Source organism: Luteibacter jiangsuensis, from assembly GCF_011742555.1.
Lineage (GTDB): Bacteria > Pseudomonadota > Gammaproteobacteria > Xanthomonadales > Rhodanobacteraceae > Luteibacter > Luteibacter jiangsuensis.
Window position 1 is genome coordinate 275,366 of record NZ_JAAQQR010000001.1, and the last position, 24,069, is coordinate 299,434.

General features: G+C 67.2%; 23 protein-coding genes and 1 pseudogene. 8 read left to right on the forward strand and 16 right to left on the reverse strand.

Annotated elements, in window-relative coordinates:
* The first annotated feature begins 62 nt into the window (after positions 1 to 62).
* Both HBF26_RS01105 and dacB read left to right on the forward strand, forming a co-directional pair.
* A complete protein-coding gene (locus HBF26_RS01105; protein WP_167122247.1) occupies positions 63 to 848 on the forward strand; it encodes an enoyl-CoA hydratase-related protein in 786 nt (261 codons plus the stop codon).
* On the forward strand, positions 836 to 2,293 hold the full coding sequence (dacB, locus tag HBF26_RS01110; RefSeq protein WP_167122248.1) for a D-alanyl-D-alanine carboxypeptidase/D-alanyl-D-alanine endopeptidase: 1,458 nt from the start codon (positions 836 to 838) through the stop codon (positions 2,291 to 2,293). The genes HBF26_RS01105 and dacB overlap by 13 nt, the downstream gene beginning before the upstream one ends.
* Positions 2,294 to 2,308: 15 nt before the next feature.
* On the opposite strand, the gene HBF26_RS01115 is transcribed toward dacB, so the two are convergent.
* Complete coding sequence (locus HBF26_RS01115) at positions 2,309 to 2,794, reverse strand: glutathione peroxidase (RefSeq protein WP_167122249.1); 486 nt, start codon at positions 2,792 to 2,794, stop codon at positions 2,309 to 2,311.
* 81 nt (positions 2,795 to 2,875) lie between these two features.
* On the opposite strand from HBF26_RS01115, the gene HBF26_RS01120 reads away from it, so the two are divergent.
* The 3 genes from HBF26_RS01120 to HBF26_RS01130 all read left to right on the forward strand — a co-directional run bounded on the left by HBF26_RS01120 (position 2,876) and on the right by HBF26_RS01130 (position 5,443).
* Complete coding sequence (locus tag HBF26_RS01120; RefSeq protein WP_167122250.1) at positions 2,876 to 3,880, forward strand: ATP-binding cassette domain-containing protein; 1,005 nt, start codon at positions 2,876 to 2,878, stop codon at positions 3,878 to 3,880.
* On the forward strand, positions 3,877 to 4,551 hold the full coding sequence (locus HBF26_RS01125; protein WP_167122251.1) for a methionine ABC transporter permease: 675 nt from the start codon (positions 3,877 to 3,879) through the stop codon (positions 4,549 to 4,551). The genes HBF26_RS01120 and HBF26_RS01125 overlap by 4 nt, the downstream gene beginning before the upstream one ends.
* 79 nt (positions 4,552 to 4,630) lie before the next feature.
* Positions 4,631 to 5,443 (forward strand): MetQ/NlpA family ABC transporter substrate-binding protein, encoded by an 813-nt coding sequence (locus HBF26_RS01130; protein WP_167122252.1) that lies wholly within the window; start codon positions 4,631 to 4,633, stop codon positions 5,441 to 5,443.
* A gap of 7 nt (positions 5,444 to 5,450) precedes the next feature.
* Here HBF26_RS01130 and lpxK read toward each other — a convergent pair whose 3' ends face one another.
* From lpxK to HBF26_RS01175, 10 genes and pseudogenes are all read right to left on the reverse strand, one after another.
* A complete protein-coding gene (gene lpxK, locus HBF26_RS01135) occupies positions 5,451 to 6,428 on the reverse strand; it encodes a tetraacyldisaccharide 4'-kinase (protein WP_167122253.1) in 978 nt (325 codons plus the stop codon).
* Positions 6,429 to 6,432: 4 nt separating this feature from the next.
* Positions 6,433 to 8,208, reverse strand: a complete 1,776-nt coding sequence (gene msbA, locus HBF26_RS01140; RefSeq protein ID WP_167122254.1) for a lipid A export permease/ATP-binding protein MsbA — start codon at positions 8,206 to 8,208, stop codon at positions 6,433 to 6,435.
* Positions 8,205 to 8,633, reverse strand: a complete 429-nt coding sequence (locus HBF26_RS01145; RefSeq protein WP_167122255.1) for an ExbD/TolR family protein — start codon at positions 8,631 to 8,633, stop codon at positions 8,205 to 8,207. The genes msbA and HBF26_RS01145 overlap by 4 nt, the downstream gene beginning before the upstream one ends.
* Positions 8,634 to 8,637: 4 nt before the next feature.
* Entirely contained in the window at positions 8,638 to 9,297 is a 660-nt protein-coding gene (locus tag HBF26_RS01150; protein WP_338039610.1) for a MotA/TolQ/ExbB proton channel family protein, read from the reverse strand.
* Between the two features lie 499 nt (positions 9,298 to 9,796).
* Complete coding sequence (locus HBF26_RS01155; protein WP_167122256.1) at positions 9,797 to 13,138, reverse strand: GH92 family glycosyl hydrolase; 3,342 nt, start codon at positions 13,136 to 13,138, stop codon at positions 9,797 to 9,799.
* Between the two features lie 95 nt (positions 13,139 to 13,233).
* The gene (locus tag HBF26_RS01160; protein WP_167122257.1) at positions 13,234 to 15,537 is read right to left on the reverse strand and encodes a DNA internalization-related competence protein ComEC/Rec2; all 2,304 of its coding nucleotides are present in this window, start codon (positions 15,535 to 15,537) and stop codon (positions 13,234 to 13,236) included.
* A gap of 115 nt (positions 15,538 to 15,652) precedes the next feature.
* A complete protein-coding gene (locus tag HBF26_RS01165) occupies positions 15,653 to 16,219 on the reverse strand; it encodes a hypothetical protein (protein ID WP_167122258.1) in 567 nt (188 codons plus the stop codon).
* Positions 16,220 to 16,329: 110 nt separating this feature from the next.
* Positions 16,330 to 16,737, reverse strand: a complete 408-nt coding sequence (locus tag HBF26_RS19830; protein ID WP_338039625.1) for a hypothetical protein — start codon at positions 16,735 to 16,737, stop codon at positions 16,330 to 16,332.
* Positions 16,738 to 16,899: 162 nt separating this feature from the next.
* A pseudogene (locus HBF26_RS19835) lies at positions 16,900 to 17,316 on the reverse strand (histone H1-like repetitive region-containing protein); the annotation flags it as partial.
* Positions 17,317 to 17,407: 91 nt separating this feature from the next.
* The gene (locus HBF26_RS01175) at positions 17,408 to 18,013 is read right to left on the reverse strand and encodes a rhomboid family intramembrane serine protease (protein WP_167027032.1); all 606 of its coding nucleotides are present in this window, start codon (positions 18,011 to 18,013) and stop codon (positions 17,408 to 17,410) included.
* A 125-nt stretch (positions 18,014 to 18,138) separates the two neighbouring features.
* On the opposite strand from HBF26_RS01175, the gene HBF26_RS01180 reads away from it, so the two are divergent.
* The gene (locus HBF26_RS01180; RefSeq protein ID WP_167122260.1) at positions 18,139 to 19,014 is read left to right on the forward strand and encodes a PhzF family protein; all 876 of its coding nucleotides are present in this window, start codon (positions 18,139 to 18,141) and stop codon (positions 19,012 to 19,014) included.
* Position 19,015: 1 nt separating this feature from the next.
* A complete protein-coding gene (locus HBF26_RS01185; protein WP_167122262.1) occupies positions 19,016 to 19,471 on the forward strand; it encodes a YaiI/YqxD family protein in 456 nt (151 codons plus the stop codon).
* Between the two features lie 126 nt (positions 19,472 to 19,597).
* On the opposite strand, the gene HBF26_RS01190 is transcribed toward HBF26_RS01185, so the two are convergent.
* The 4 genes from HBF26_RS01190 to HBF26_RS01205 all read right to left on the reverse strand — a co-directional run bounded on the left by HBF26_RS01190 (position 19,598) and on the right by HBF26_RS01205 (position 22,966).
* Positions 19,598 to 20,455 carry a dimethylarginine dimethylaminohydrolase family protein gene (locus HBF26_RS01190; protein ID WP_167122264.1) on the reverse strand — a complete coding sequence of 286 codons (858 nt, stop codon included), beginning with the start codon at positions 20,453 to 20,455 and terminating at the stop codon, positions 19,598 to 19,600.
* Between the two features lie 62 nt (positions 20,456 to 20,517).
* The gene (locus HBF26_RS01195; protein WP_167122266.1) at positions 20,518 to 20,799 is read right to left on the reverse strand and encodes a hypothetical protein; all 282 of its coding nucleotides are present in this window, start codon (positions 20,797 to 20,799) and stop codon (positions 20,518 to 20,520) included.
* 90 nt (positions 20,800 to 20,889) lie between these two features.
* Complete coding sequence (locus HBF26_RS01200; RefSeq protein ID WP_167122268.1) at positions 20,890 to 21,777, reverse strand: NAD(P)-dependent oxidoreductase; 888 nt, start codon at positions 21,775 to 21,777, stop codon at positions 20,890 to 20,892.
* 13 nt (positions 21,778 to 21,790) lie between these two features.
* Positions 21,791 to 22,966, reverse strand: coding sequence for a BaiN/RdsA family NAD(P)/FAD-dependent oxidoreductase (locus HBF26_RS01205; protein ID WP_167122270.1), 1,176 nt, complete (start codon positions 22,964 to 22,966; stop codon positions 21,791 to 21,793).
* Between the two features lie 72 nt (positions 22,967 to 23,038).
* Between HBF26_RS01205 and HBF26_RS01210 the strand changes: the two genes are divergently transcribed.
* Complete coding sequence (locus HBF26_RS01210; protein WP_167122272.1) at positions 23,039 to 23,521, forward strand: YajQ family cyclic di-GMP-binding protein; 483 nt, start codon at positions 23,039 to 23,041, stop codon at positions 23,519 to 23,521.
* Here the strand turns inward: HBF26_RS01210 and HBF26_RS01215 are convergent.
* Entirely contained in the window at positions 23,518 to 24,039 is a 522-nt protein-coding gene (locus HBF26_RS01215) for a hypothetical protein (RefSeq protein WP_167122274.1), read from the reverse strand. The genes HBF26_RS01210 and HBF26_RS01215 overlap by 4 nt on opposite strands.
* Between the last annotated feature and the right edge of the window lie 30 nt (positions 24,040 to 24,069).

Consider the following 24,069-nt stretch of genomic DNA (forward strand, 5'->3'; position numbering starts at 1 on the left):
GGGAGGGCTGCATCCAATGCCTGACCGCTTATGATTCCCGGCTTCTCAGCAGGAGGTTGCCCATGTCCGCCGTCGAACTGGTTCGCCAGGGCTCCGTCGCCCACCTCGTCATGAATCGCCCCGAGGTGCACAACGCCTTCGACGATGGCCTGATAGCGGATCTGACAGCCGCCATCGACGGCCTGGAACGCGACGACGACGTGCGTGTCGTGGTGCTCACGGGCGCGGGAAGCAGCTTCTCCGCCGGTGCGGACCTGCGCTGGATGCGCGGCATGGCCGCGGCTTCGGAAGAAGAAAACCGCCTCGATTCGCTTCGCCTCGCCACCCTGATGCGCCGCCTGCAATTTCTTGCGAAGCCCACCATTGCACGGGTGAACGGCGCCGCATTCGGCGGCGGCGTGGGGCTCGTTGCCTGCTGTGACATCGCCATCGCGGCAGACGATGCGAAGTTCGCCCTGTCCGAGGTGAAGCTCGGTCTCGTGCCCGCGGTGATCTCGCCTTACGTCATCGCGGCCGTCGGCCTGCGCGCCGCCCGTCGACTGTTCCTGACCGGCGAGGTGTTCGGGGCGGAGGTCGCGTTGCGCATGAGCCTGGTGCACGAGATCGTGCCTGCCGCCGGGCTCGACGGTGCCGTCGACCGCGTGACGGGCCTGCTGGCCAAGGGTGGGCCGGTGGCGCAGGGAGAAGCGAAGCGACTCGCACTGGGCATGGGCGGCATGACGTTGCAGCACATGGAGCGGATCGACACGGAGAACGCCGCGCTCATCGCGCGCCTTCGCGTTTCGCCGGAAGGACAGGACGGGCTTTCGGCCTTTCTCGACAAGAACCAGCCCTCGTGGATCGCCTGAGGGCGCGCCTCATGCTGTCGCGCTCCGTTGCGGCATGCATGATCCTGCTGGTGTCCGTCGCACACGCCGAAGGTGTCGGAACACGGATCGAGCGCCACCTCGCCGAGCCCCGCTTCGCCGCGGCCTCCTGGGGCATCTCGGTCGTGTCGCTGGATGACGGACGCACCGTCTACGCCCACGATGCCGGCAGGCTCATGCTTCCGGCCTCCACGGCCAAGCTCTATACGGCGGCATTCGCGCTGGACCGCCTTGGTCCGGATTTCCGCACACGCACCGACGTGCTGGCGAACGGTGCCATGAAAAAGGGACGGCTGCGCGGCGATATCGTGCTCCGTGGCGGTGGCGATCCGACCTTGTCGGGCGATGCATGGGCGAACAACCTGGCGGCGGCGCTGCGAGAACGCGGCATTCGCCGCATCGATGGCGCCGTGGTGGGCGACGATACCCTGTTCGCCGGGCCGCCCATCGGTGCGGGCTGGGAAGCGTCCGATCTCCAGGAAACCTACGGAGCCCAGGCGGGCGGTCTCGACATCGACGAAAATACGATGACCGTGGCCCTTGCCGGACCTCGTGTCGACGTACGGCCCCGGGACGCGGCGATCACCGTGGCGATCGACTCGGCAGAGGCACCGCCGAACGACGCACCTGCCAGAACACCCGAGTTCTATCGCGCACCCGGTTCGGACACCCTCCACGTCATTGGCCTGGATAACGCGAGCGCGAAGCCGCACACCGCACGCATCGCCATGCCCGATCCCGCCCTGGTCGCGGCGCGACGGCTCGAATCAGCCTTGCACGCGCAAGGCGTCCGGGTGGATAGCGAAGCGCGCAGCGTGCGCTGGCCAGTCCGGCCACCCGGAGGCGAACTCCTGGCCTCGTGGCCCTCGCCGACATTGCTGGAAATCCTGCAGGCGGGCCTCAAGCGGTCGCAGAACCTCTATTTGCAGACCGTTTTCCTCCTGGCCGGCCGTTCGCAAGGCGCGGATGCGACGCCCGCCGAGGATCGCGCCACCGCGGCGCTATCGGATTGGCTCGCGGCGAGAGGCATCGGTCCGACGTCCGTCGCGATGACGGAAGGCTCGGGACTTTCCCGCCACGACCTCACGACGGCATCCGCTCTGACTCGCCTGCTCGCTACGATGGACACCGCTCCCGGTGCAGCCGCATGGCGCAGCCTGCTTCCGGTGGCCGGCGTCGACGGAACGCTGGCCCGGCGCATGCGCGGCACGGCCGCGGAAGGCAACGTCGTCGCCAAGACCGGCAGCATGACCTACGTGAACGCCCTTGCGGGCTACGTCACCACCGCATCGGGACAGCGCCTGGCGTTCGCGATACTCCTCAACAATTACCGGCCGCCTCCGCACGGCGCTGAGCCACTGCGCAGCGCATCGGCGGAAGTGGATGCGATCGCCGTCATGCTCGCCGAGGCCACCGGGCGCCTTTGAAGACGCCGCCGAACATCAGGTGCCCAGCACCGCCGGCAGATCCTTTTCGATCTTCGCCGGCGTGTCGGTGGGCGCGTAGCGCGCCACCACGTTGCCCTCGCGATCGATCAGGAACTTGGTGAAATTCCACTTGACGCCTTCGGTGCCGAGCAGCCCCTTCTTCTCGGACTTGAGCCATCGATAGAGCGGGTGCGCGTTGTCGCCGTTCACGTCGATCTTCGCGAACATCGGGAACGTCACGCCATAATTGAGCGAACAGAAGTTGCGGATCTCGGCTTCGTCGCCCGGTTCCTGGTGCCCGAACTGGTCGCAGGGAAAGCCGAGCACTTCGAAGCCTTTGGCGTGCCACTCCTTATGGAGCGCTTCCAGGCCCTCGTACTGGGGCGTGAAACCGCACTTGGACGCCACATTCACCACCAGCAGCGCCTTGCCGCGGAACTCGGCAAGCGAGCGTTCCTTGCCGTCGATGTCGCGTGCGGAGAAATCGTAGATGCTGGCCATGTGGCGCGTCCAAGGGGGAGGTGCCCGCCAGTCTACCCCGCTTCGGCTAACATGGACGTCTTTCCGCCCGAGAACAGGCCCGTGATCCGTTTCGCCGCCGCGTCAAAGTCCTACTCCGTGGGCGGCAAGCTCGTCCCCGCGTTGCACCCGGTCGACCTCACCATCGAAGCGGGCGAAGTGTTCGGCATCATAGGCCACTCCGGCGCCGGCAAATCGACCATGCTCCGACTGGTAAACCTGCTCGAACGGCCCACCGCGGGCAAGGTTTTCATCGACGGTCGCGACGTCACCGATGCGCAGGGCGCGGAACTGCGGCGACTGCGTTCCGGCATCGGCATGATCTTCCAGCACTTCAACCTGCTGGCATCGCGCACCGTGGCGGAGAACGTCGCCTTTCCGCTGCGCCTGCATCAGGGTACGGACGGCGCAGGCGTCACGGCACGCGTGAGCGAGTTGCTCGATCTCGTGGGCCTCGCAGAACACGCGCACAAATACCCGGCCCAGCTCTCCGGCGGCCAGAAGCAGCGTGTCGGTATCGCCCGTGCCCTCGCGAACCGCCCGGGTATCCTGCTCTGCGACGAAGCCACGAGCGCACTCGACCCGCAGACCACGGCCTCGGTGCTCGAACTCCTCGCCGACATCAACCGCCGGCTCGGTCTCACCATCGTCCTGATCACGCACGAGATGGACGTGATCCGGCGCGTGTGCGATCGCGTCGCCGTGCTCGACGCGGGACGGGTCGTGGAACTGGGCACCGTGGCCGACGTGTTCCTGCATCCGCAACATGCCACCACCCGGCGCTTCGTTGCCGAAGCCGACCATCGCGAAGGACGCGGGCCCGAGTTCCCCGGCGTGGACGGCCCGCTCTACCGCCTTTCGTTCCGCGGCGATGCCACCTACTCTCCCCTGCTCTCGCGCGTGGTGCGCGACACGGGCGTCGAATACAACCTTCTTTCCGGACGCGTGGACCGGATCAAGGACACCCCTTACGGGCAACTCACGCTCGCCATGCACGGCGAGCGCCTGGACGACGCGCTGGCGCAGATTCGGGCAGCCGGCGTCGACATCGAGGAGGTCGCGCGATGAATCCCATGCACACGCTGTTTCCCAACATCGACTGGCCCGAGATCGCGCAGGCGTGCGTCGACACCTTGCTGATGCTGGGCGGGTCCCTGCTCTTCACGATCGTGCTCGGGCTGCCGCTCGGCATATGGCTGTTCCTCACCGCCCGCGGGCAACTGCACGCGGCGCCGCGACTCTATGCCGTCCTCTCGTTCGTCGTGAACGTGCTGCGCTCCATCCCGTTCATCATCCTCATGATCCTGCTGATTCCCCTCACCCAGGCGATCACCGGCGTGAGCATCGGCATCCGCGGCGCCATCGTTCCCCTCGTGATCGGCGCGGCCCCCTTCTTCGCGCGCCTCGTGGAAACGGCACTGCGCGAGGTCGACCGCGGCGTCATCGAGGCCAGCCAGGCCATGGGCGCCACCACGGCGCAGATCGTGTCGCGGGTACTTCTTCCCGAGGCGCGTGCCGGACTGATCGCCAGTACCACGGTCACTGCCGTGGCGCTGGTCGGCTATACCGCCATGGGCGGCATCGTAGGTGCCGGCGGCCTTGGCGCCCTCGCCTACCAGTACGGTTACAACGGCTACAAGCCGGACTACATGCTGGTCACGGTGGCATTGCTCGTGGTGCTGGTGCAGGTATTGCAGTCGCTCGGCGACCGGTTGGTCAGTCGCTACAGCCGACGCTGAACGGACGTCCGGCCGTCTTTTTGCATCCGGCGGAATGGACGCCTATGCTGTCGCACCGCAACATCATCACGGACGCCCCATGAAGAAGTACCTGCTGCCCCTCGTCTCCGCGCTCGCCATGCTTGCGGCGGCCTGTTCCGGCGGCCAGGACAAAGGCGCGGGCGGCAGTGCCGAAGCCCCGCTGACGGTGGCGGCGACGCCGGTACCGCATGCGGAAATTCTCAAGGAGATCAAGCCGCTGCTGGCGAAGCAGGGCGTGAACCTCGAAATCCGCGTGTTCACCGACTATGTGCAGCCGAACATGCAGGTGGCGCAGAAGCAGCTGGACGTGAACTTCTTCCAGACCGCCCCCTATCTCGACGCCTTCAACAAGGAGCGCGGCACCAACCTCGTGAAGGTCGTGGGTGTGCACATCGAGCCCTTCGGCGCGTATTCGCGCAAGTACACGTCGATCGACCAGCTTCCCGATGGTGCCAACGTGGTCATTCCCAACGACCCGAGCAACAACAGTCGCGCCCTGCTCCTCCTCGCGAAGCATGGCCTCATCACGCTCGCCAATCCTGACGACCGGCTCGCCACGCTGAAGGACGTCACGGGCAATCCGAAACACCTCAAGTTCCGGGAGCTGGAGGCCGCCATGCTGCCGCGCGTGCTCGGCGAAGTGGACCTCGCCCTCATCAACACCAATTACGCACTGGCGGCGAAGCTCAACCCGGTGAAGGACGCGCTCCTGATCGAAGACAAGGAATCGCCCTACGTGAACTTCCTGGTCGCACGGCCGGACAACAAGGACGACCCGCGCGTGCAGAAGCTGGCCGCCGCCCTCACCTCGCCCGAGGTGAAGGCATTCATCGAGAAGACCTACGGCGGCGCAGTGCAGCCGGCGTTCTAGGGCCTGTTCAGCCGGGGCGCACGCGCAGTGCGAGTGCGTCGAAAAACGATTCCGGCACCACCGCCCGCACGGGCACGCGCCACCAGTTGGGCCGCGCGAACGCGCGGCATTTCACCGCGTCCTTGTCGGTCATCAGCACCGGGCAGCCATCCGCGAACGTGAAGTCGTCGCGGGTGAAGGCGTGATGGTCGGCGAAGGGGTGGCCGTGCACGGCAATGCCCTGCGCGGCCAGGCTGGCGAAAAAGCGCGCCGGATTGCCTATGCCGGCCACGGCATGGGCCGGACGCCCGGCGAAGTCCGACAGCGGCGCGTCCAGCGACGGATCGTGCATGTTCACCGCGGTGCCGCCCTCGAGCGTCATCGCGATCTCTCCGGGGCCCGGTGAGCCGCCGTTGACCACGACGAAATCCACTTCTCCCAGACGACTCGCGGACTCGCGCATCGGGCCTGCAGGCAGCAAGTGTCCGTTACCCAGCCGGCGCTCGCCGTCCACCACGCATATTTCGACATCGCGCCCCAGCCGATGGTGCTGCAGGCCATCGTCGGCCAGCACCAGGTCGCAGCCGGCGTCGAGGAGCAGCCGCGCGGCTTCGGGCCGTTCGCGCCCGATGGCGACAGGGATGCCGTATTGCCGTATTAGGCTGGGTTCGTCACCCACCCGCGCGGGATCGTCGCTGCCCGTGAGCAGGTAGGGGCCACGCTCGCTGCCGCCGTAGCCGCGGCTCACCACACCGGGCGAGAAACCGCGTTCGGCCATCGCACGAGCGATGGCCACGATAAGCGGCGTCTTGCCCGTGCCGCCCACCGTGATGTTGCCGACCACCACGACGGGCACGGGCAGGCGCACCACGGCGGAGGGATCGTTCCGGAACCGGCGGGTACGCGCTTCCACCACGCGGCGGTACAGCGCCTCCAACGGTAACGTCCACCAGGGCGGAGGGCCGCCGCCGTACCAACGACGCTGCAACGACGCGCCCACGGCCACGGCGTCAGTCCGCCGCGGCCTGCTCGTGGAACTGCATGCGATGCAGCGCCGCGTACTGGCCGCCCTTGTCGATGAGCTCGCGATGGGTTCCGAGTTCGATGATCCTGCCCTGCTCCATCACCGCGATCTGATCCGCGTGCTCGATGGTGGACAGGCGGTGGGCGATCACCAGCGTGGTGCGGTCGCGCATCAGGCGCGTAAGGGCGTCCTGGATCAGCCGTTCGGATTCGGTGTCCAGCGCGCTGGTGGCTTCGTCCAGAACCAGGATGGGTGCGTTCTTCAGGATCGCCCGCGCTATGGCGAGGCGCTGGCGCTGCCCGCCGGAAAGCGAATTGCCGCCTTGGCCGATACGGGTGTTCAGCCCCTCGGGAAGGCGTTCGATGAATTCCATCGCGTTCGCGGCCTGTGCTGCCGCGACAATCTCCGCTTCCGAGGCGCCCGACATCTCGCCGTAGGCGATGTTGGCGGCGACCGTGTCGTCGAACAGCACCACGTGCTGCCCCACCCAGGCGATCTGCCGGCGCAGCGAGGCCAGGGTGTACTGCGCGTAGTCGCGACCGTCGATCAGGATGCGCCCTGCCGTCGGTTCGTAGAAACGCGGCAGCAGGCTGACCAGGCTGGACTTGCCGCTGCCCGAACGGCCGACGAGCGCGGTGACCGTGCCCGGTGCGCAGACGAGGTCGACGCCGCGAAGGGCCGCATGGTTGTTGCGCTCGTAAACGAGTTCCACGTGCTCGAAGCGGATGTCGCCCTTCGTGCGCCCGAGATCCTCGGTGCCATGGTCCACTTCCGGCGGCTCGTCGATGATCGCGAACAGGTCTTCGGCCGCGCTCACGCCCTTCTGCAGGTTGGACTGGATGCCGGCAAGGCGCTTCAGCGAAGGCAGCATGCCGCCCATGGCGGTGAGCACGGCGGTGAACACGCCGGGGGTAATCGTCTCGATGACGCCGGGGCGGGTGCCCAGGAAGACCAGCACGGCCAGCGCCATGGCGCCAACGGTCTGGATCGTGGCGCTCGACGCCGCGCTGGTGGCGGACACCTTCAGGTTCAGGCGCCGCTGACGGTCGGCGATCTCGTGGAAGCGGTCGCCCTCGCGGCCCTGTCCGCCATAGATGCGCACCTCCCGATTCGCCGCCACGGCCTCTTCGACGGCGCTGGTGACCGTGCCCATGTTGCCCTGGATGCGCTTGCTGATCTTGCGATAACGGCGGCTGATCACCGTGACGATCACGACGACGCAGGGCACCAGCACGAGCAGCGCCATCGCCAGGTAGGCGCTCTGGTAGAGCATGACCGCGAGCAGGCCCACCACGGTGAGGCCCTCCGTGACGGCCACCTTGAGCGAATCGGACGACGCGGCGGCCACCTGCTCGCTCGTATAGGTGATGCGGGAGATCTGCTGGCCGGAGGGTTCCTTCGCAAAGAACGTGGATGGCAGGCGCAGGTAAGCGGCGAACACGTCGATACGAATGGCCTGGACCACGTTACGGCCCACGTACGCGATGCCGTAATCGGTGCAATACGAGGCCACGCCGCGAACGGCGAAGATGCAGATGATCCAGATCGGCATCCAGAAAATGGTGTGCGGATCGCGCGCGATGAACAGGTTGTCGATCAGCGGCTGCAGCAGGTTGGTGAACAGCGACAGGCAGGCCGGGTCGATGATCATGCCAACGATCGCGATGATGCCCGCGGTGCGGAATCGCTTCGTATAGCCAAGCAGGCGCTTGTACGTGTGCCAGGTGCGCACGTCCCAGACGGAAACTTTCTGCGTACTCACTTGCCCGCCGCCGCCTCGGACGGTGTGGTGGCGATCGACAATCGCGTGAAACCCAACTGGCCCAGCGCGTCCATGGCCCGCACCACGTTCTGGTGCGGCGTCATCGCATCCGCGCGGATCACGACGATCCGGCCGCGGTCCGGCCCGGCCACGCGCTCGATGGTGGATTTCAGGGGCTCGATGCCCTCGCCCAGCACCTCGTCGCTGCCCACCGCGTAATGCCCGTCACGATCGACGACGACAGTGAGCGCGTTGTCCGTGGCATCCCTTGCCTCGCTGTCCGCCTTGGGCAGGTTGACCTTGAGCCGCGAATGCTCGATGAAAGTAGTGCTCAGCACGAAGAACATGAGCAGCGTAAGCAGGACGTCGATCAGCGAGATCACGTTGATCTCGAAGTCGTCCTCGCGACGGGAACCGATGCGCATGGGATCAACCGGCCTGCGTGGCTGCCGCTTCCGTCGCGGCGGTGCGGCGGCGCGCCACCGGGCGCGGGGCCGACAGATCGTCGAGCAGCGCCGTGGCTTCCTTTTCCATCTGCACCACGTAGCCCCCGACCTTCGAGCGGAAGTAGCGGTGCAGCACGTAGGCGGGGATGGAAACGATCAGACCGAAGGCCGTGCAGATCAGCGCCTCGCCGATGCCGCCGGCCATCTTCGTCGGGTCGCCGATGCCGCCCGCCATCACGTTCAGGAACATGCGGATCAGACCGATCACCGTGCCGAGCAGGCCAAGCAACGGGCCGATGAGGGCAATGGTGCCGAGCGTGTTCAGGTAACGCTCCATGCGGTGCACCACATGGCGGCCGGTGTCTTCGATGCGTTCCTTGATGAGTTCGCGCGGACGGTCGCGCACGGCCAGCGCGCCCGCGAACAGTTCGCCCAGCGGCGAGCCTTTTTCCAGCGCCTCGAGGTGGGCGGCGTCGAGCTTGGACGAGCGCGCCCATTCGCGGACTTCCGCACCCAGCCCCGGCGGCAGCACGGCCGCGCGGCGCAGGGCCCAGAAGCGTTCCAGCACGATCGCCAGCGCCGCCAGCGAACAGATCAGGATCGGCGCCAATGCCCAGCCGCCAGCCAGAAGAATCTCGAGCACGTGAACCCCGGAGCTACGAAAAAGTCAGACCCGGATGATAGCAGGGCCGGCCGTTGGGACTGCGCAACCAGTCGCAGCCCGGACAGGAGTCTTTCCCGACGGGGAACACCCGGCCGTGTGCAACCGTGGCGCGAGCACCCATCGCCGCTGAAGCGGCTCCCACAGAATGCCGGCCCGCTCTATGCGGGAACCAGCCTGCTCTGTGGCGGCCCGCCAACTCTGCGTGAGCAGGCCTGCTCTGTGTGAGCCAGCCCGCTCTGTGTGAGCCAGCCCGCTCTGTGTGAGCCAGCCTGCTCTGTGTGAACCGGCCTGCTCTGTGTGAGCCAGCCTGCTCTGTGTGAACCGGCCTGCTCTGTGTGAACCGGCCTGCTCTGTGTGAACCGGCCTGCTCTGTGTTAGCCAGCCTGCTCTGTGTGGGAGCCGGCTATGCCGGCGATCCCGCGGCAGCGGGCACTCTCGCGAGCACCCATCGCCGCTGAAGCGGCTCCCACACCAGCCCTTAGCGTGCCAGCAGCTCCAGTTCGGCCACGGCGCCCGGCGCGTCGGATTCGAGCACCAGCCGGTAATGCTTGTACGAAGCCGTCTGCTTGAGCGCGAAAGCCCGCGTCTGACGGTGCCAGGGGAAGTGCTCGTCGCGCCGCTCGTCCAGGGTGGTCCACTGCTTGCCGTCCGCGGAGCCCTGCAGGGTCCAGTGCGAAGGTGCCGGAAGGGCTGCGCCGGACGTGATGGTGTAGACGGCCACGGCAGCAGGCTTGTCCAGGCGGTAGTCGACGGTCGTCTTCCCCTTGGGCAGGGCGAACTCGGTGGACGAGTCGTTGTCCGCCACGGCGGCGAGCTTCGCGTCACGGTGGCCGCCGAGGCTGACGCCTCCCGCCCGGGTCACGTCGCGCAGCGGCGACGGCTTTTGGCCCTCGGCCGTGATCGACGCAGGCAAGGCGTCCGCACCGGTGCCCCACCGAGACGGCTCCGCGCCCATCGTGAAGTCGAGCGTCGCGCCCTTCGCCAGCAGTTCGTGCGGCAGGGTGAGCTTGTTCCAGGGCTGGCCGTTCACCTTCAGCGACTGCACATAGCGGTTGGTGTCGCTCACGCCCGGTGCACGGATGTCGATCTTCTCCCCATTCTCCAGGGCGATCGTCATGCGCGGGAAATGCGGTGCCCCGATCACGTACTCGGGCGTGCCCATGCGCAACGGATAGAAGCCCGCCGCCGCGAACAGCCACCACGCCGACATCTCGCCATTGTCCTCGTCGCCGGGATACCCCTGGCCGATTTCGCTGCCCACGTAAAGGCGCGACACCGCATCGCGCAGCTTGTCCTGCGCCTTCCAGGGCTGGCCGGCCTCGTCGTACATCCAGATAATGTGGTGCGAAGGCTGGTTCGAATGGCCGTATTGGCCCATGCGCACGTCGCGGGCTTCCAGCATTTCGTGGATCACGCCGCCGTAGTCGCCCACGTCGAAGGTGCCGGGCGTGGAGAAGAAGGTGTCGAGTTTCGCGGCAAGCGCGTCGCGCCCGCCGTAGAGCCCGGCGAGGCCGGCACCGTCCTGCGGCGCGTGGAACGCCATGTTCCAGGCGTCTGTTTCGGTGTAGTCGCCGCCCCAGCGCGTCGGATTGAAGTCCTTCGCGTTCCAGCGCCACTTGCCCGCCGGATCGCGGGCGACGAAGAAGCCCACTTCAGGTTCGAACAGGTTGGTGTAACCCAGCGCGCGGGAGCGATACCACACCGCGTCGTCGGCGTAATTGCGGTAACCGTCCCCGTTCGCCGGCGTCTTCGCCAGCGCCGCGGCGAGATTGCCGATAGCGAAATCGTTGATGTAGCCGTCCATCGACCAGGACAGACCCTCATCCACCTTGTCGTCGGTGTAGCCGTTGAACAGCGACCGCTCGATGCCCTTGCGGCCCGCGCCCTTCACGTCGCTGGCGCTGGAGGCGTTGCGGATCGCCGACTGGTAGAACGACGCCACGTCGAAATTGCGGACACCCTTCAGCCAGGCGTCGGAGAAGGCCACGTCCGAGCTGGTGCCCACCATGAGGTCGGCATATCCCGGCGAGCTCCAGCGCGCGATCCAGCCGCCGTCGCGATACTGCTGCACGAAGCCGTCGATCATCTCGCCCGCTTCCTTCGGGGTGAACAGCACGTACGCCGGCCACGCCGTGCGATAGGTGTCCCAGAAGCCATTGTTGACGTAGGGCTTGCCGTCGACGATGCGCGCACCGGTATGCGTGTCCGTGTTCGCGCCAACGGCGGCCGAGAACGGACTGGCGTAGCGCCACACCGGTTTGTCCTTGCTGCCCGTGTTCTCGTAGGCGCGGTTCGGATACAGGAACAGGCGGTAGAGGTTCGAGTAGAGGATGGTGCGTTCGTCGCGCGTGGCACCCTCCACCTTCACGATGCCGAGGCGTTCGTCCCAGGCCTTGCGGGCACGCTCGTGCACGCTGTCGAACGTGTCGCCCGCCGCGATTTCCTGCGCCAGGTTGGCCTTGGCCTGATCGATGCCGATGAGCGAGGTGGCGATCCGCATCGTGACCGTGCGGCCGTCTTTCTTCGACGTGTCGAAGCCGTACCATGCCGAGGCAGCGTCGCGATGCTCGCCGGTCAACCGGCCGCTCTCGGTCACGGGCTTGTCGAACTCGGCATAGAAGAACAGGCGCGTGGCGCCCGTGGACAGCCGGCTCTTCACGTCCGACCGGCCCTGGATGGAACGGCCGGCGGGGTCGAGCGTGACCGAGGCATCGCCGTTGATGTTGTCGAACACCAGTTGCGCACGCGGTCCCGCGAACGTGAAGCGGAACATCGCCGCATGGTCGGTCGGCGTGATTTCGGTGGCGATACCGTTGTCGAAATGCACGCTGTAGTAGTCTGGGTGCGCCACTTCGGCATCGTGGCCGAACGCGAGCGCGCGCGTTTCGCGCTTCAGCGGCGGCGCGCCGGACGGCACCTGGGCGGGCATCACCTGGAAGGTCTGCCGCTCGCCCATCCACGGGCTGGGCTCGTGCGAGAGGGCGAACGCCTCGATGCGGGGACGGTTGTCGTCGCCGTTTCGCTCCTGGTACTGGTAGAGCCAGTTCGAACCGGCGTTGGTCGTGGGCGTCCAGAAATTGAATCCGTGCGGCATCGCCACCGCGGGGAAGTTGTTGCCGCGCGAGAAATTGCCGTTCGCGTTGGAGCCACGACGGGTGTCCACGTAGTCGGTGGGATGCGTGCTGGCGATGTCTTTCACCACGCCGATGCGCACGTCGTCGAGATAGCCTTCGAACGACTTGCCGGCAGGCGGGTTCACGACCAGTTCGATACCGCGCACGCGCCGACCCTTGGCTACCGCGCCGAGATCCACGCTCACGTAGTTCCACTGGTCCGGATAGAGCACACGGCCCTCGCCCTGCCCCTTCGCCGTGGCCGGCACGCGATGCTGGTCGCGCGCGCCGCTAGTGGAGAGGCGCGAACCGTCGTCGAACACCACGTCCACGCTCGCGTAGTTGGCGGGATTGCTCAGGTCGTCCTTGTTCGAGCGCGGGAAGACCAGCCAGGAAAGCGTGGTGCCTTCGGCGACACTCACATCGGTGTCGAACAGCCTGGCCACGGCAGGGCTGCCGTTCGCCGTCCCCGCGTAACGCAAGGAATGGGTACCCGTGAAGCCCACGTTCGCCTTCGCCGTGAGCACGGCTTCGGGCGGCGGGCCGCCCACGACGCGCACGTCGAGGCCGCCGGTGCCCTTCGCGAGCACCTGGGGCCCGCCCTGCTCGAACGAACTGTCGAATCGCGCAGCGGCCGCGAAAGCCGCGCCGGTGAGGAGGATGGAGGACACCGCCAGTGCGATCCCCGACTTTTTCCAAACCTGCATCGATCCCGTCACGCTCGTCCCCTTCGATTACGGAAGCGGCATTTAAATCGTTCTAAATTCGAGATGTCAAATGCACCGCAGCAAATTGCGGGGCGTCATTCGTGCCAGTAGCGCGTGGCCGGGCGCCGCCACTCGCGCACGATGACCGGCGGCCCCGCCACCGGGAAGTCCACCCGAATCGCGCCACTGCGTGCGGTGACGTAAACCTCTGCCCCCATGGCGGCATGCCTGTCGACGATGCTCGGGTGCGGGTGTCCGAAGCGATTGCGCCAGCCGGCCGAGGCGATCGAGATCGCGGGTTTCACCGCCGCGAGCCACGAAACGTCCGACGAGTGTCGACTGCCGTGGTGCGCCATGGTGGTTATCGTCGGCAGCGACGACGCCATGTCCCCCGCGGCCATGCGGCGTTCGGCGCCATGGCCGATGTCGCCCGTGAGCATGAGCCGCCCTCCGATGCCTTCGACCGCCAGCACACAGGAGCGATCGTTCGAGGCGGTCTTTCCCCCGCGCGCCTCGGGCACCTCGATGAAGCGGAAGAACACGCCGTCCCAGGACCACGGGGCCTGCCCGGCGCAAGGCAGCGACCTGAAGCCCAGTCGCCCCGGCTCGCCCGACAGGCGCACCGCTTCCGGATAGCGGGACACAATGGACCCCGCGCCTCCGGCGTGGTCGCTGTCGCCATGACTGACCACGAGCCGGTCGACCGGCCCGATGCCGAGCGCGGCGATCGCAGGGAGCACGACGCCGGCACCCGCGTCGCGCCCACCGGCATAGGCCGGCCCCGTGTCGTACACCAGCGTATGCGAACGGGTGCGCACCAGCACCGCCAGCCCCTGCCCCACATCGAGTACCCACATGCGGAACGCGCCGTGCTGTGGCGGGTCGCGCGGGGGCAGCAACATCGGCAGCAGCAGCAAGGCGCCGCAACCGCGCAGCGGTACACCACGCGGCGCGAACAGCCACGCGGCTCCCGCCGTCGCAAGGATGGTCGTCACCACGATGCCCTCGGCCACGCCGATGGCAGCCATGGGCATTCGCGCCATCGCCTCCAGCAGGCGCCACAGGTGCGACAGCACCCAGCACGCTGGCATAAGGAAAACACTGGCCAGCGCAGGCGCGCCCAACAACGCGCAACCGATCAGGGTCAACGGCACGACCACGAAACTCACGAGCGGCGCCGCCACGAGGTTGGCGGCAAATCCCGCCAGCGACGCGCTGCCGAAGAACCACAGGCACAGGGGCAGCAACGTGACGCTCATGACCGCTTGCGCACGCAGCAGGCCTCCCAGCCATCCGCGCCACCCGTCAGACACCGGCGTCACGCAGAGCATCAGGAAACCCACGCCGGCGAACGAAAGCCAGAAGCCCGCGGAAAGCACCGAAAGCGGGTCGAAGCCGAGGACGACGAGCGATGCCACGGCGAGCAGGGACGCGCCGTTCGTCCGCCGACGGAAGCACGCCGCCAGCACGACGACGGCGATCATGAGCAGGCTGCGCACGGTGGGAAGGCCCAGACCGGCGAGGACCGCGTACACGCCTGCCACGGCAAGGCCGGCCAGTGCCTGCGCGATCTGCCGTGGGAGCCACAGCGCCAGACCGGGAAGCAAGGCATAGAGCAAGCGCCCTAACAGCGCGCCGCCACCGGCGGCAACACCCACATGGAAACCGGATATCGCCAACAGGTGGGAGACGCCGGTCGCGCGGGCGATATCCCAATCGGCGGCATCCAGCCCGCGCGTGTCCCCCACGGCCAGCGCCTTCAGGAGGCGCGCGCGACGTTCGCCGACCGCGGCGTCGAGTGCCTTCGCGATGCGCGCACGCCAGCCGTCCGCGCAGATCGCCGTGGACAACCGGCGATTGTCGGGCGCCGCGCGCACATACCCCGTGGCGGCAACGCGACGTTGCAACGCGTTGCGCTCGCCGTCGGCAGGCCCGGGATTGAGGATGCCGCGCGGGCGGCGCAGCCGCACCGTGAGCCGCCATCGCTCGCACGGTGCCGGCGCGGCGGCACCGCGATACCAGGTGAGGCGTATGCGCCCTCGCGGAGCGTGTGCGTCGCCGCCCGGCGATTCCGAGACCAAGACAAAGGAAACGTCGGCACCGCTTCGCCGCGGAAGACCGATCACGCGTCCGGTGACCGTCACATCCGTGCCGTCCAGCGACGCCGGCCAGCGCGCTTGCATCGCGAGCGCCGCGTGAAACACCGCCCACGCAGCGAAGAGGACCGCCACCGCGCCCAGCCGTACGACATCACGGCGGGCCGACAGAAGCGCAAGCAGGGCCAGGATGCACGCTGCGATCGCCGCCTTCCAGGAAGGCAGCACGGCGAGGCTTTGCACCGCCGTGCAGGCCACAAGCGCAACGATGGCCGCGGAAACGGGCGAAAGACGAATGCGCAAGAGGATGAGGCGGCGATGGCGAAGTCTTCTGCCAGCCTAAGCGCATCCCGCCATGGCCTGGGCCACGCCACCTCGTGGGGCCTCACGGCGCGAACGTACGGCCCGCGCCGTCGCCTCAGTCGGTGCTGCTGCGGAACCGGCTACGATCGCGGCCTGTGCCCGCCGGGCGGGTCGCCGGTACGGATCGGGGAGCCACAGACGGCGGCGGACGGTGATCGCCTCCCGCACTGCCGCGCCAGCTACCCTGCGGACGATCGCCACCGCCCTGCCATTGCCCGCCGGGCGAACGCCCCGGGGGAGGACGACCGCGGTCGGGACGACCGTCGCCCCGCCAGTTACCGCGATCGCGATCGCCGTCGTGGCGATCGTGCCAGTCGCGACGGTCATGCCAGTCGCCGCGCGGCGGTGGATGTCCGTGCCAGTCGCCTTCGCGTCGATAGCGTCGCCCGTCGTAGCCGTCGTACCACACGGTGCCCACGCTGAGGCTCGAGTAGCAACAGGCCGGGCCATAGTCGTAATAGCGGTAACCGGGCGAATACGCCGGCGCGACCACGGTCTCTTCGCCATAGTAGGCATCCGCTCCGGAGCCGTTGCGGACATAGCCGTAATCGGGGTCGTAATAACACCCGGCGAGTGGCAGGCATGCAGCCAATGCCAGGATAAGCGAGTGCGCTCGACGCATGGGCGAACCTCCGGGGAGACGATCCGGACACTGAACCCACCCGATTGAATGCCCGCTAAAAAAGAAAGGGCCGCACGCGGCGGCCCTTTCCTTTCATTCAGCTTTCACGCTCAGCCTTTGCTCTTCTGCTGATCGCCTCGTTCATGCGCCATGTTCGGCTGCGACGCCTCCGGCGCCGGCACCTTCGGTGCCGGATTCGATCCACCCGGCGTGACATCCGGCGTGCCTGCGGCATGCTGCTCACCGGTGGGCCAGTTCGGCGGCTGACGGTCGCGTTCGCGCTTCGCATCGAGCAGCGCCTGGATGTGCGCGACCGCCTCTTCCTGCGTGATGTGCTGGACCGGCGTTTCGGTCGTGCTCTCGGAAGCCGGCGGACGTGCGGGCTTCGGCGCGGCCTTCGGTACCGGACGCGGCTTGGCGACGGCGGGAGCGGCGGACGTGTTGCGTGCGGGTGCCTTGCGCGTCGCCGCCGTGCCGGCGGTCTTGCGTACGGCCGGCGCCGGGGCGGCCTTCTTCACGGCGGGCTTGCCGGAGGCGACCTTGCGCGCGGTGCTCTTCGGCGTCGCGGCCCTGGTCGCGGTGCTGCGCCTGGCGGTTGTCTTCTTGGCGGTGGAACGTTTGGCCGGAGCCTTCCGTGCCGACTTGCGCGTGGCGACCTTCTTCGCTGCGCTCTTCCTGGTCGCAGCCGACTTCGGGGCGGCGCGCTTCGTGGTTGCCTTCTTCGCGGTCGCCCGCTTTGCCGTTACCTTCCTGGCAGTGGCCTTCTTGGCGGTAGCCTTCTTGGCAGTGGCCCGCTTGGCGGTAGCCTTCTTGGCAGTGGCCCGCTTTGCGGTGGTCTTCTTCGCAGCGGACTTCTTCGCTGCCGGACGGGTCGTGGCCTTGCGCGCCACCTTCCGTGCGGTCTTCTTCGCGGGAGCCTTCCTTGCCGACGACTTCGTTGCAGATGTCTTCCTGGCGGTCTTCTTCGCTGCCGTCTTTCGTGCCGCGGACTTCTTCGCGGCGGACTTTCGGGTCGTAGCCATGCGCTCATTCCTCCTGCGGTAATAGCCGACGCGAACCGCCCCCCAGGGGAAACTCGCGTGCATGCCGGACGACATCTAAGGTGGGTTGTTCGATCCGGACGAATGCATGATGTAACAACTCAGGAGCCGAAGTCACATAAATCTGTCGGTAAAATTCAGTTCTCTATCAGAAAAGCCTTGGCTGCGACAGCGACGCTATGAAGTTCAGCAGCACCCCGGGACGCAACGCGATGGTGAACAGCACGCCATAAAGGGCGCCCCACAGGTGCGCGCTGTGGTTCACGTTATCGCCGCCGCGCTTGTCCATGTACACCGAATAGACCACGAAGAGCACGGCATACAGGATCGCCGGCATCGGTATGACGATCAGGTAGATCTTGGCCCAGGGCGCCAACAGGATGAAGGCGAAGAGGATCGCGGACACCGCGCCCGATGCGCCCAGGCTGCGATACCCGGCATTGCGCCTGTTGGCCAGATACGAGGGCAGGATCGAGAACACCAGCGCGCCGATGTAGAACGTGAGGAAGCCCAGCGGCCCCATCGTGGCCGTGAAGAACTCCTCCATGATCCGCCCGGCGAAATAGAGGGAGATCATGTTGAAGAAGAGATGGCCGCCGTCGGCGTGGACCAGCCCGTAGGTCACCAGGCGGTAATACTCGCGGCTGCGGCTCAGTGCCGGGGGCCAGAGGATAAGGTCGTCCATCAGGCGGTGATTGCGGAATGCGACGATCGAGACCACACAGGTCGCGAGGATGATGAGCAGCGTGATCATGCCTTGAGAATGCGTCCTTACGCGTCGAGCCAGGGCGCATCTTCGCGTTATCGCGCAGCGTTGTCGAATGCCGGCGGCCCCATGCGCGGCTATCATGTCGCCTTCCCCGTCCCCCGGTTCCACCGATGCCCCTCATTCGATACAAGCAGCTCGACGTCTTCGCGGCCCGTCACGGCGGGGGCAATCCCCTCGGCGTGGTCATCGACGCCTCGGGCTGGTCCGATGTGCGCATGCAGCGCTTCGCCCACTGGACCAACCTCGTCGAAACCACCTTCCTCATGCCGGCACGCGCCGCAGGTGCCGGCTACCTGGCCCGCATCTTCACTCCGACGAAGGAAATTCCCTTCGCAGGACATCCGACCATCGGCAGCGCCCACGCGGCGCTCGACGCCGGGCTGGTGCAGCCGGATGCCACAGGTATCGTGTGGCAGGAATGCGGGGCGGGCGTGCTGCCCATCCGGGTGGAGGGCGACGGCACGGCGCGCGAGCTGTTCGTGCAGGCCCCGAAGGCACGCATCGTCGGCGACGCGTCCTGCGGAGGCGAGACGTTATCGGCCGTACTCTACGGCGTGAAGCCGGGCACCCTCGCTCCGGCCTGCGTCGAGGGCGGCCGTCGCTGGTGGATCGCCGAATTCGCCGACGAAGCCGAACTGCGCGGATGGCGGCCGGATCACGCCGCCATCCGCGCACTCGCGCTCGCCACCGACACGCTGGGCCTCTGCGTATTCGCCCGCTCGGCCGAAGGCCTGGCCGTTCGCGCCTTTCCTGCGGGCGTCGGCATCGTGGAGGATCCGGCGTCGGGCGCCGCGAACGGCCTCATCGCCGCCTATATCGCGGAACGCGACAGCACGGGCACGCTGGCCCGCGGATACGTCGTGAGCCAGGGGCGCGAGGTGGGCCACGACGCCCGCATCATCATCCGCATCGACGGCGGCGCGGTCTGGGTGGGCGGACGCACGAACACCATTATCGACGGCTCCGTGGACTGGCAGGACCTCTGACATGCAGATCTGGGTCGACGCCGACGCCTGCCCGAACGTCATCAAGGACATCCTGTTCCGCGCGGCCGAGCGCGAGCAGGTCGAGGTGACGCTGGTGGCAAACCAGTGGATCCGCACCCCGGCCTCGCGCTTCGTACGCTCCATCCAGGTACCGGGCGGATTCGACGTGGCGGACGACGAGATCGTGCGCCGCGTGGAAACCGGCGATCTGGTGGTCACGCAGGACATTCCCCTGGCGTCGTTCGCGATCGAAAAAGGCGCGCTGGCGCTGCACCCCCGTGGCGAGATGTTCACGAAGGACACGATCGCCGCGCGGCTCTCGATGCGCAACTTCATGGAGGAACTGCGAGGGGCCGGCGTGGACACAGGCGGCCCCGCGGCCATGCACCCGCGCGATCGCCAGGCGTTTGCGAACGAACTGGACAAGTGGCTGGCGCGGAGGAAGAAAGCGTCGTAGAAGACCTGGGCCTCCGCAAGCGTTGACAGGTCTTGTGTGGGAGCCGCTTCAGCGGCGATGGGTGCTTGCGGCAGGGTTGCCCGCTGCCGCGGGATCGCCGGCGAAGCCGGCTCCCACAGTCCTCGGTTACGCCCCCGCGATCTCGTCCAGCCGCAGGGTCAGGCACTTCGCGGCGCCGCCGGACTTCATGAATTCGTCCAGCGCCACTTCCACCACCATGAAACCCGCGCCTTCCAGCCGCGCGCGCAGCTCGGCGCTGGTGCGATTGAGGATCACGACGCGTCCAAGGTTCACCGCGTTGCAGGCGAAATCCAGCGCGTCGTGCTCGTGCACCGCGATGCGCTGCCCGGGCGGCACGTGTCTCTCGATGAGCGCCAGGGCCAGTGGATCGAACGCCCCGGGAAAGTAGAGCAGGTATCCGTTCGCCAGCGGACAGAAGCACGTGTCCAGATGGTAGAAGCGCGGGTCGGACAGCTTGAGCGGAAGCACCTCGACGTCGAGCAGCCGGGCCAATGCAGGCGCGGCGTCCGCATCGGAACGATGGCCGTGCCCCATCCACAGGCGCCGCGACACCCCGCGGTCGAACAGCGCATCGCCCGCCCCTTCGAAGAACACGGTGTCCGGGAGGTCGACGATGTCGAATCCATGCCGCGCGAACCAGTCACGGTCGTGCGCTTCTTCGCCCTGCCGCTCCGGATAACGGAAGCGGCTCGGAACGAAGGTATTGCCGAAGACCAGGCCGGCGTTGGCGGTGAATGGCATGTCCGGCAGGCCTTCCACCGGCGGCTGCAGGGCCACGTCGGCATGCCGCGATACCGTGTCTCGCAGCGCATCCCATTGCCGGCGGGCACGCTCGCTCGTGGTGTCATGGACGTGGTCGGTCATCCATGGATTGATGACGTAACTGACCTCGAAGAACGTGGGCTCGCACATCAGCAGCCGGGGTACCGTGCGCTCGATCATCGGGGAGGTCGTTTCTGCCATGGGCGACGCGGGCCTGTATGGATGGACGAGGCCCGATCATGGCAGAAATTCGGAACGCTTCGTCAGTGCAGCCCGTCACAGATGGCGTCGACCGACGCGGCCGAAAAATGCAGTTCCGTCAACGCTTCCTTGAGGGACTCGCGCGAATTCACCTCGCTCTCGACCTGCTCGCCCACGCTGCTGGGCGACACGTGGACGAAGGTCTTCCCGTCCTGGTAGGCAATGCCCTCGTCGTGGACATTCTGCCGGGTAAGCACCTTGAACGTGCCGTCGCCCGATTCCCGCACGGTGACCGAGCGGCCCTCGTGCTGTCCTTCGTACACCGTTTTCCAGCTTGCCGTCATGTTTCCACCCTCGTGCAGCACACAGCGTGCGGGGCGATTGTCGCGGATGGGCGGGCCTAGCGATTGTGAAGACGTGCTCGCGTTTCGCGATTACCCGATATGCGCCCTTCGCGCCGCCACCTTGGCCAGGGCCGACCAGTCGAGGTCGGCTTCCCCCGCCGCCAGGGCCTCCAGGAGCGTGTCGTGCAAGACGCTGGCGAAAGGCATGGGCACGCGTTCCGTCTCGGCGGCGGAACGCGCGAGGCCGATGTCCTTGAAGCCCAGGCTCATCTTGAAACCGGCGGGCGAATAGTTCTCCTCTGCGATCAGGCCGCCGTAGGTCTTGAACACGGGTGCCGCGAAGAGCGAGCCCGTCATCACCTCCAGGAAGTCCTTCGCGGGCACGCCGTGCGCCCGGGTGAGCGCCGAGGCCTCGGCCATGCTCTCGATCGCGGCACCGATCATGAAATTGCCGGCGATCTTGACGACGTTCGCGCGGACCGGGTCGTCGCCCATCGGCCAAACCTTCCCGGCCAGCGGCTCGAGCAAGGGCAACACTTTCGCCATGGCGTCCGCCTTGCCTGCGGCGACGATGTTGAGGCCACCCGAAGCGGCCACGTCCGGGCGTCCGAACACCGGCGCAGCCACGTAACCCAGCCCGCGCCGCTCGTGCGCTTCGACCAGTTCGCGCACGAGCGCCACGGAGAGCGTGGCGTGGTTCACGTGCACCGCTGCCTTGGGCAGGGCATCGAGTACACCGCTGTCGAGGATGGCTGCGCGCACTGCGGCGTCGTTCGCGAGCATGCTGTGCAGCACCTGCACGCCCTCGCCTACCGAACGTGCGTCCTTCGCGACGTTGGCGCCCAGCTTCGCCAGTGCCTCCGCCGCCGCCGGCGAACGATTCCAGACAGTGACCGCGTGCCCCGCCTTGAGCAGGTTGCCCGCCATGCCCGCGCCCATGGCGCCCAGACCGATGAAGCCGATACGCATGCTGTTCATCCTTTGCTCCGTGTCAGACGGCCAGGCCGGCGGCGTGGCCGGAGGCCCAGGCCCATTGGAAGTTGTAGCCACCGAGGTGGCCGGTGACGTCGAGCACCTCGCCGACGAAGAAGAGACCGGGCTGGCGCCGCGACATCATGGTGGACGAAGAGACCTCGTCGGTGTCGACGCCGCCAAGCGTGACCTCCGCCGTGCGATAGCCCTCCGTGCCGCTGGCCACCACGGGCCAGTCGGCCAACTGTGCGCCCATGGCATTCAATTCCGCGTCGCGGAACTGGCGCATCGGCTTGTTGGGCAGCCACACCTCGCACAACCGCTCGGCGAGCCGTCGCGGCAGTAGCCCGGACAATACCGTCTTGAGCTCCGCGACAGGACGCTCGGCGCGGCCTTCGCGCAGGGCCTCACCGGCGTCGCGGCCGGGAAGCAGGTCGATGCGCAGGTCGGTGCCTGGTTCCCAGTAAGACGAGATCTGCAGGATCGCAGGGCCACTCAGCCCCCGGTGGGTGAACAGCATGGCATCGCGGAAGGCGGCGCCGTTCGCTCGCGCCTCCACCGGCAAGGCCACCCCGGACAGGCCTTCGAAGCGCTCCTGATGCTTTCCGCTCAACGTCAGCGGCACGAGCCCGGCGCGAACCGGAAGCACGGCGTGACCGAACTGCGTGGCAACCTCGTAGCCGAACCCGGTGGCGCCGAGGCTGGGGATGGACAGCCCGCCCGTGGCCACCACCAGGGAAGCGGCACGAACGTGCCCGAGCGGCGTGTCGCAGGCGAACCCGCCGGCAGCGGCGCGCAGGCGCGAGACCGGACAGCCGGTTTCCACGCGCACACCGACGGCGGCACACTCGTCCAGCAACATGCGCACGATCTGTTTCGACGAGTCGTCGCAGAACAGCTGCCCCGGCGCTTTCTCATGCCACGCGATGCGATGGCGGTCCACCATGGCGATGAAGTCCCACGGCGTGTAACGGGCCAATGCGGACTTGCAGAAATGAGGGTTCGCCGAAAGGAAGTTCGCGGGCGAGGTGGCCGTGTTCGTGAAGTTGCAGCGGCCGCCGCCGGACATCAGGATCTTCTTGCCGGCCCGGTTGGCATGGTCGACCACCAGCACGCGACGCCCGCGGCCGCCCGCGACGATGGCCGTCATCAGGCCCGCCGCACCGGCCCCGATCACCAGGACGTCGTATTCCATGCTCTGCGTTCACCGTGCAAACGCCCATGATACCGCTAGACTTGTCAGCCTGCCCTCGGAAGGAATACGACCATGCCCTCTTTCGACATCGTTTCCGAAGTCGACACCCACGAGCTCACCAACGCGGTGGACCAGGCAAACCGAGAGGTTTCCACGCGCTTCGACCTGCGCGGTACCTCGGCCAAGTACGAACTCGACGACAACGTCATCACGCAGAAGGCCGACAACGAGTTCCAGCTGAAGCAGATGCTCGACATCCTGCGCGGCCGTCTCTCGGCCCGCCAGATCGACGTGCGTGCGATGGACGAAGGCAAGGTGGAAACCAACCTCGCCGAGGCCCGGCAGAAGATCACCATCAAGCAAGGCATCGAGCAGCCGGTGGCGAAGAAGATCGTCGCGAAGATCAAGGAGGCCAAGCTGAAGGTGGAGGCCCAGATCAACGGCGAGAAGGTTCGCGTCACGGGCAAGAAGCGCGACGACCTCCAGGCCGCCATGGCGCTCCTGCGCAAGGCCGACATCGAGGTACCGCTGCAGTTCGAGAACTTCAGGGATTAATCCTGCTGCTGGGTCGGCTGTTGGCCCTGTGGTGTCGGCTGTTCTTGCTGAGTGCCTTGCTCGATCTGCTGTTGGGTCTGCTGTTGCACTTGCTGCTGGCTGCGCTGCATGCCGGCACCAGGCCCCATGCCGGCACCGGAACGTGCGCCGGGACCCATGCCGGCGGCGCGGCCAAGCGGCACTTCGGGTAATTCCACGCCGCGCTCGGTCGCACGTTGCCGCATGAGTTGGTGATGCTGCAGGCGGAAGGCGTCGCGTTCCTGCTGGGTTCCGAGACTCCGCATCTTGTTGCGGTATGCGCTGCGCTCCTCCTCGGTCATCAACTGATAGCCGTATTCCTGGTCCTTGGTGCGATCGCGATCAAGATTCTGGCTTGGATCGCGCAGGCGGTCCTGTTGCCGGATGCCCTGGCCACGCTGCGCCGGAGCGCCTTGCCCGCCGCGTTGCTGTGCGTAAAGCGGGCCCGTGGTAGCCAGGACAAGACAAGCGGCAACGATGAAGACAGGCTTGCTGGTCATACGATACCTCCGCGTGTGGATGCGCCTCGT

What these genes read in the sequence shown, in the direction of transcription:
- HBF26_RS01105 (WP_167122247.1), top strand. Translation starts at nt 63, where the DNA reads ATGTCCGCCGTCGAACTGGTTCGCCAGGGCTCCGTCGCCCACCTCGTC.
- HBF26_RS01115 (WP_167122249.1), bottom strand. Translation starts at nt 2,794, where the DNA reads ATGGCCAGCATCTACGATTTCTCCGCACGCGACATCGACGGCAAGGAA.
- HBF26_RS01125 (WP_167122251.1), top strand. Translation starts at nt 3,877, where the DNA reads ATGAATCCCATGCACACGCTGTTTCCCAACATCGACTGGCCCGAGATC.
- HBF26_RS01130 (WP_167122252.1), top strand. Translation starts at nt 4,631, where the DNA reads ATGAAGAAGTACCTGCTGCCCCTCGTCTCCGCGCTCGCCATGCTTGCG.
- HBF26_RS01145 (WP_167122255.1), bottom strand. Translation starts at nt 8,633, where the DNA reads ATGCGCATCGGTTCCCGTCGCGAGGACGACTTCGAGATCAACGTGATC.
- HBF26_RS01155 (WP_167122256.1), bottom strand. Translation starts at nt 13,138, where the DNA reads ATGCAGGTTTGGAAAAAGTCGGGGATCGCACTGGCGGTGTCCTCCATC.
- HBF26_RS01165 (WP_167122258.1), bottom strand. Translation starts at nt 16,219, where the DNA reads ATGCGTCGAGCGCACTCGCTTATCCTGGCATTGGCTGCATGCCTGCCA.
- HBF26_RS01175 (WP_167027032.1), bottom strand. Translation starts at nt 18,013, where the DNA reads ATGATCACGCTGCTCATCATCCTCGCGACCTGTGTGGTCTCGATCGTC.
- HBF26_RS01180 (WP_167122260.1), top strand. Translation starts at nt 18,139, where the DNA reads ATGCCCCTCATTCGATACAAGCAGCTCGACGTCTTCGCGGCCCGTCAC.
- HBF26_RS01185 (WP_167122262.1), top strand. Translation starts at nt 19,016, where the DNA reads ATGCAGATCTGGGTCGACGCCGACGCCTGCCCGAACGTCATCAAGGAC.
- HBF26_RS01190 (WP_167122264.1), bottom strand. Translation starts at nt 20,455, where the DNA reads ATGGCAGAAACGACCTCCCCGATGATCGAGCGCACGGTACCCCGGCTG.
- HBF26_RS01195 (WP_167122266.1), bottom strand. Translation starts at nt 20,799, where the DNA reads ATGACGGCAAGCTGGAAAACGGTGTACGAAGGACAGCACGAGGGCCGC.
- HBF26_RS01200 (WP_167122268.1), bottom strand. Translation starts at nt 21,777, where the DNA reads ATGAACAGCATGCGTATCGGCTTCATCGGTCTGGGCGCCATGGGCGCG.
- HBF26_RS01205 (WP_167122270.1), bottom strand. Translation starts at nt 22,966, where the DNA reads ATGGAATACGACGTCCTGGTGATCGGGGCCGGTGCGGCGGGCCTGATG.
- HBF26_RS01210 (WP_167122272.1), top strand. Translation starts at nt 23,039, where the DNA reads ATGCCCTCTTTCGACATCGTTTCCGAAGTCGACACCCACGAGCTCACC.
- HBF26_RS01215 (WP_167122274.1), bottom strand. Translation starts at nt 24,039, where the DNA reads ATGACCAGCAAGCCTGTCTTCATCGTTGCCGCTTGTCTTGTCCTGGCT.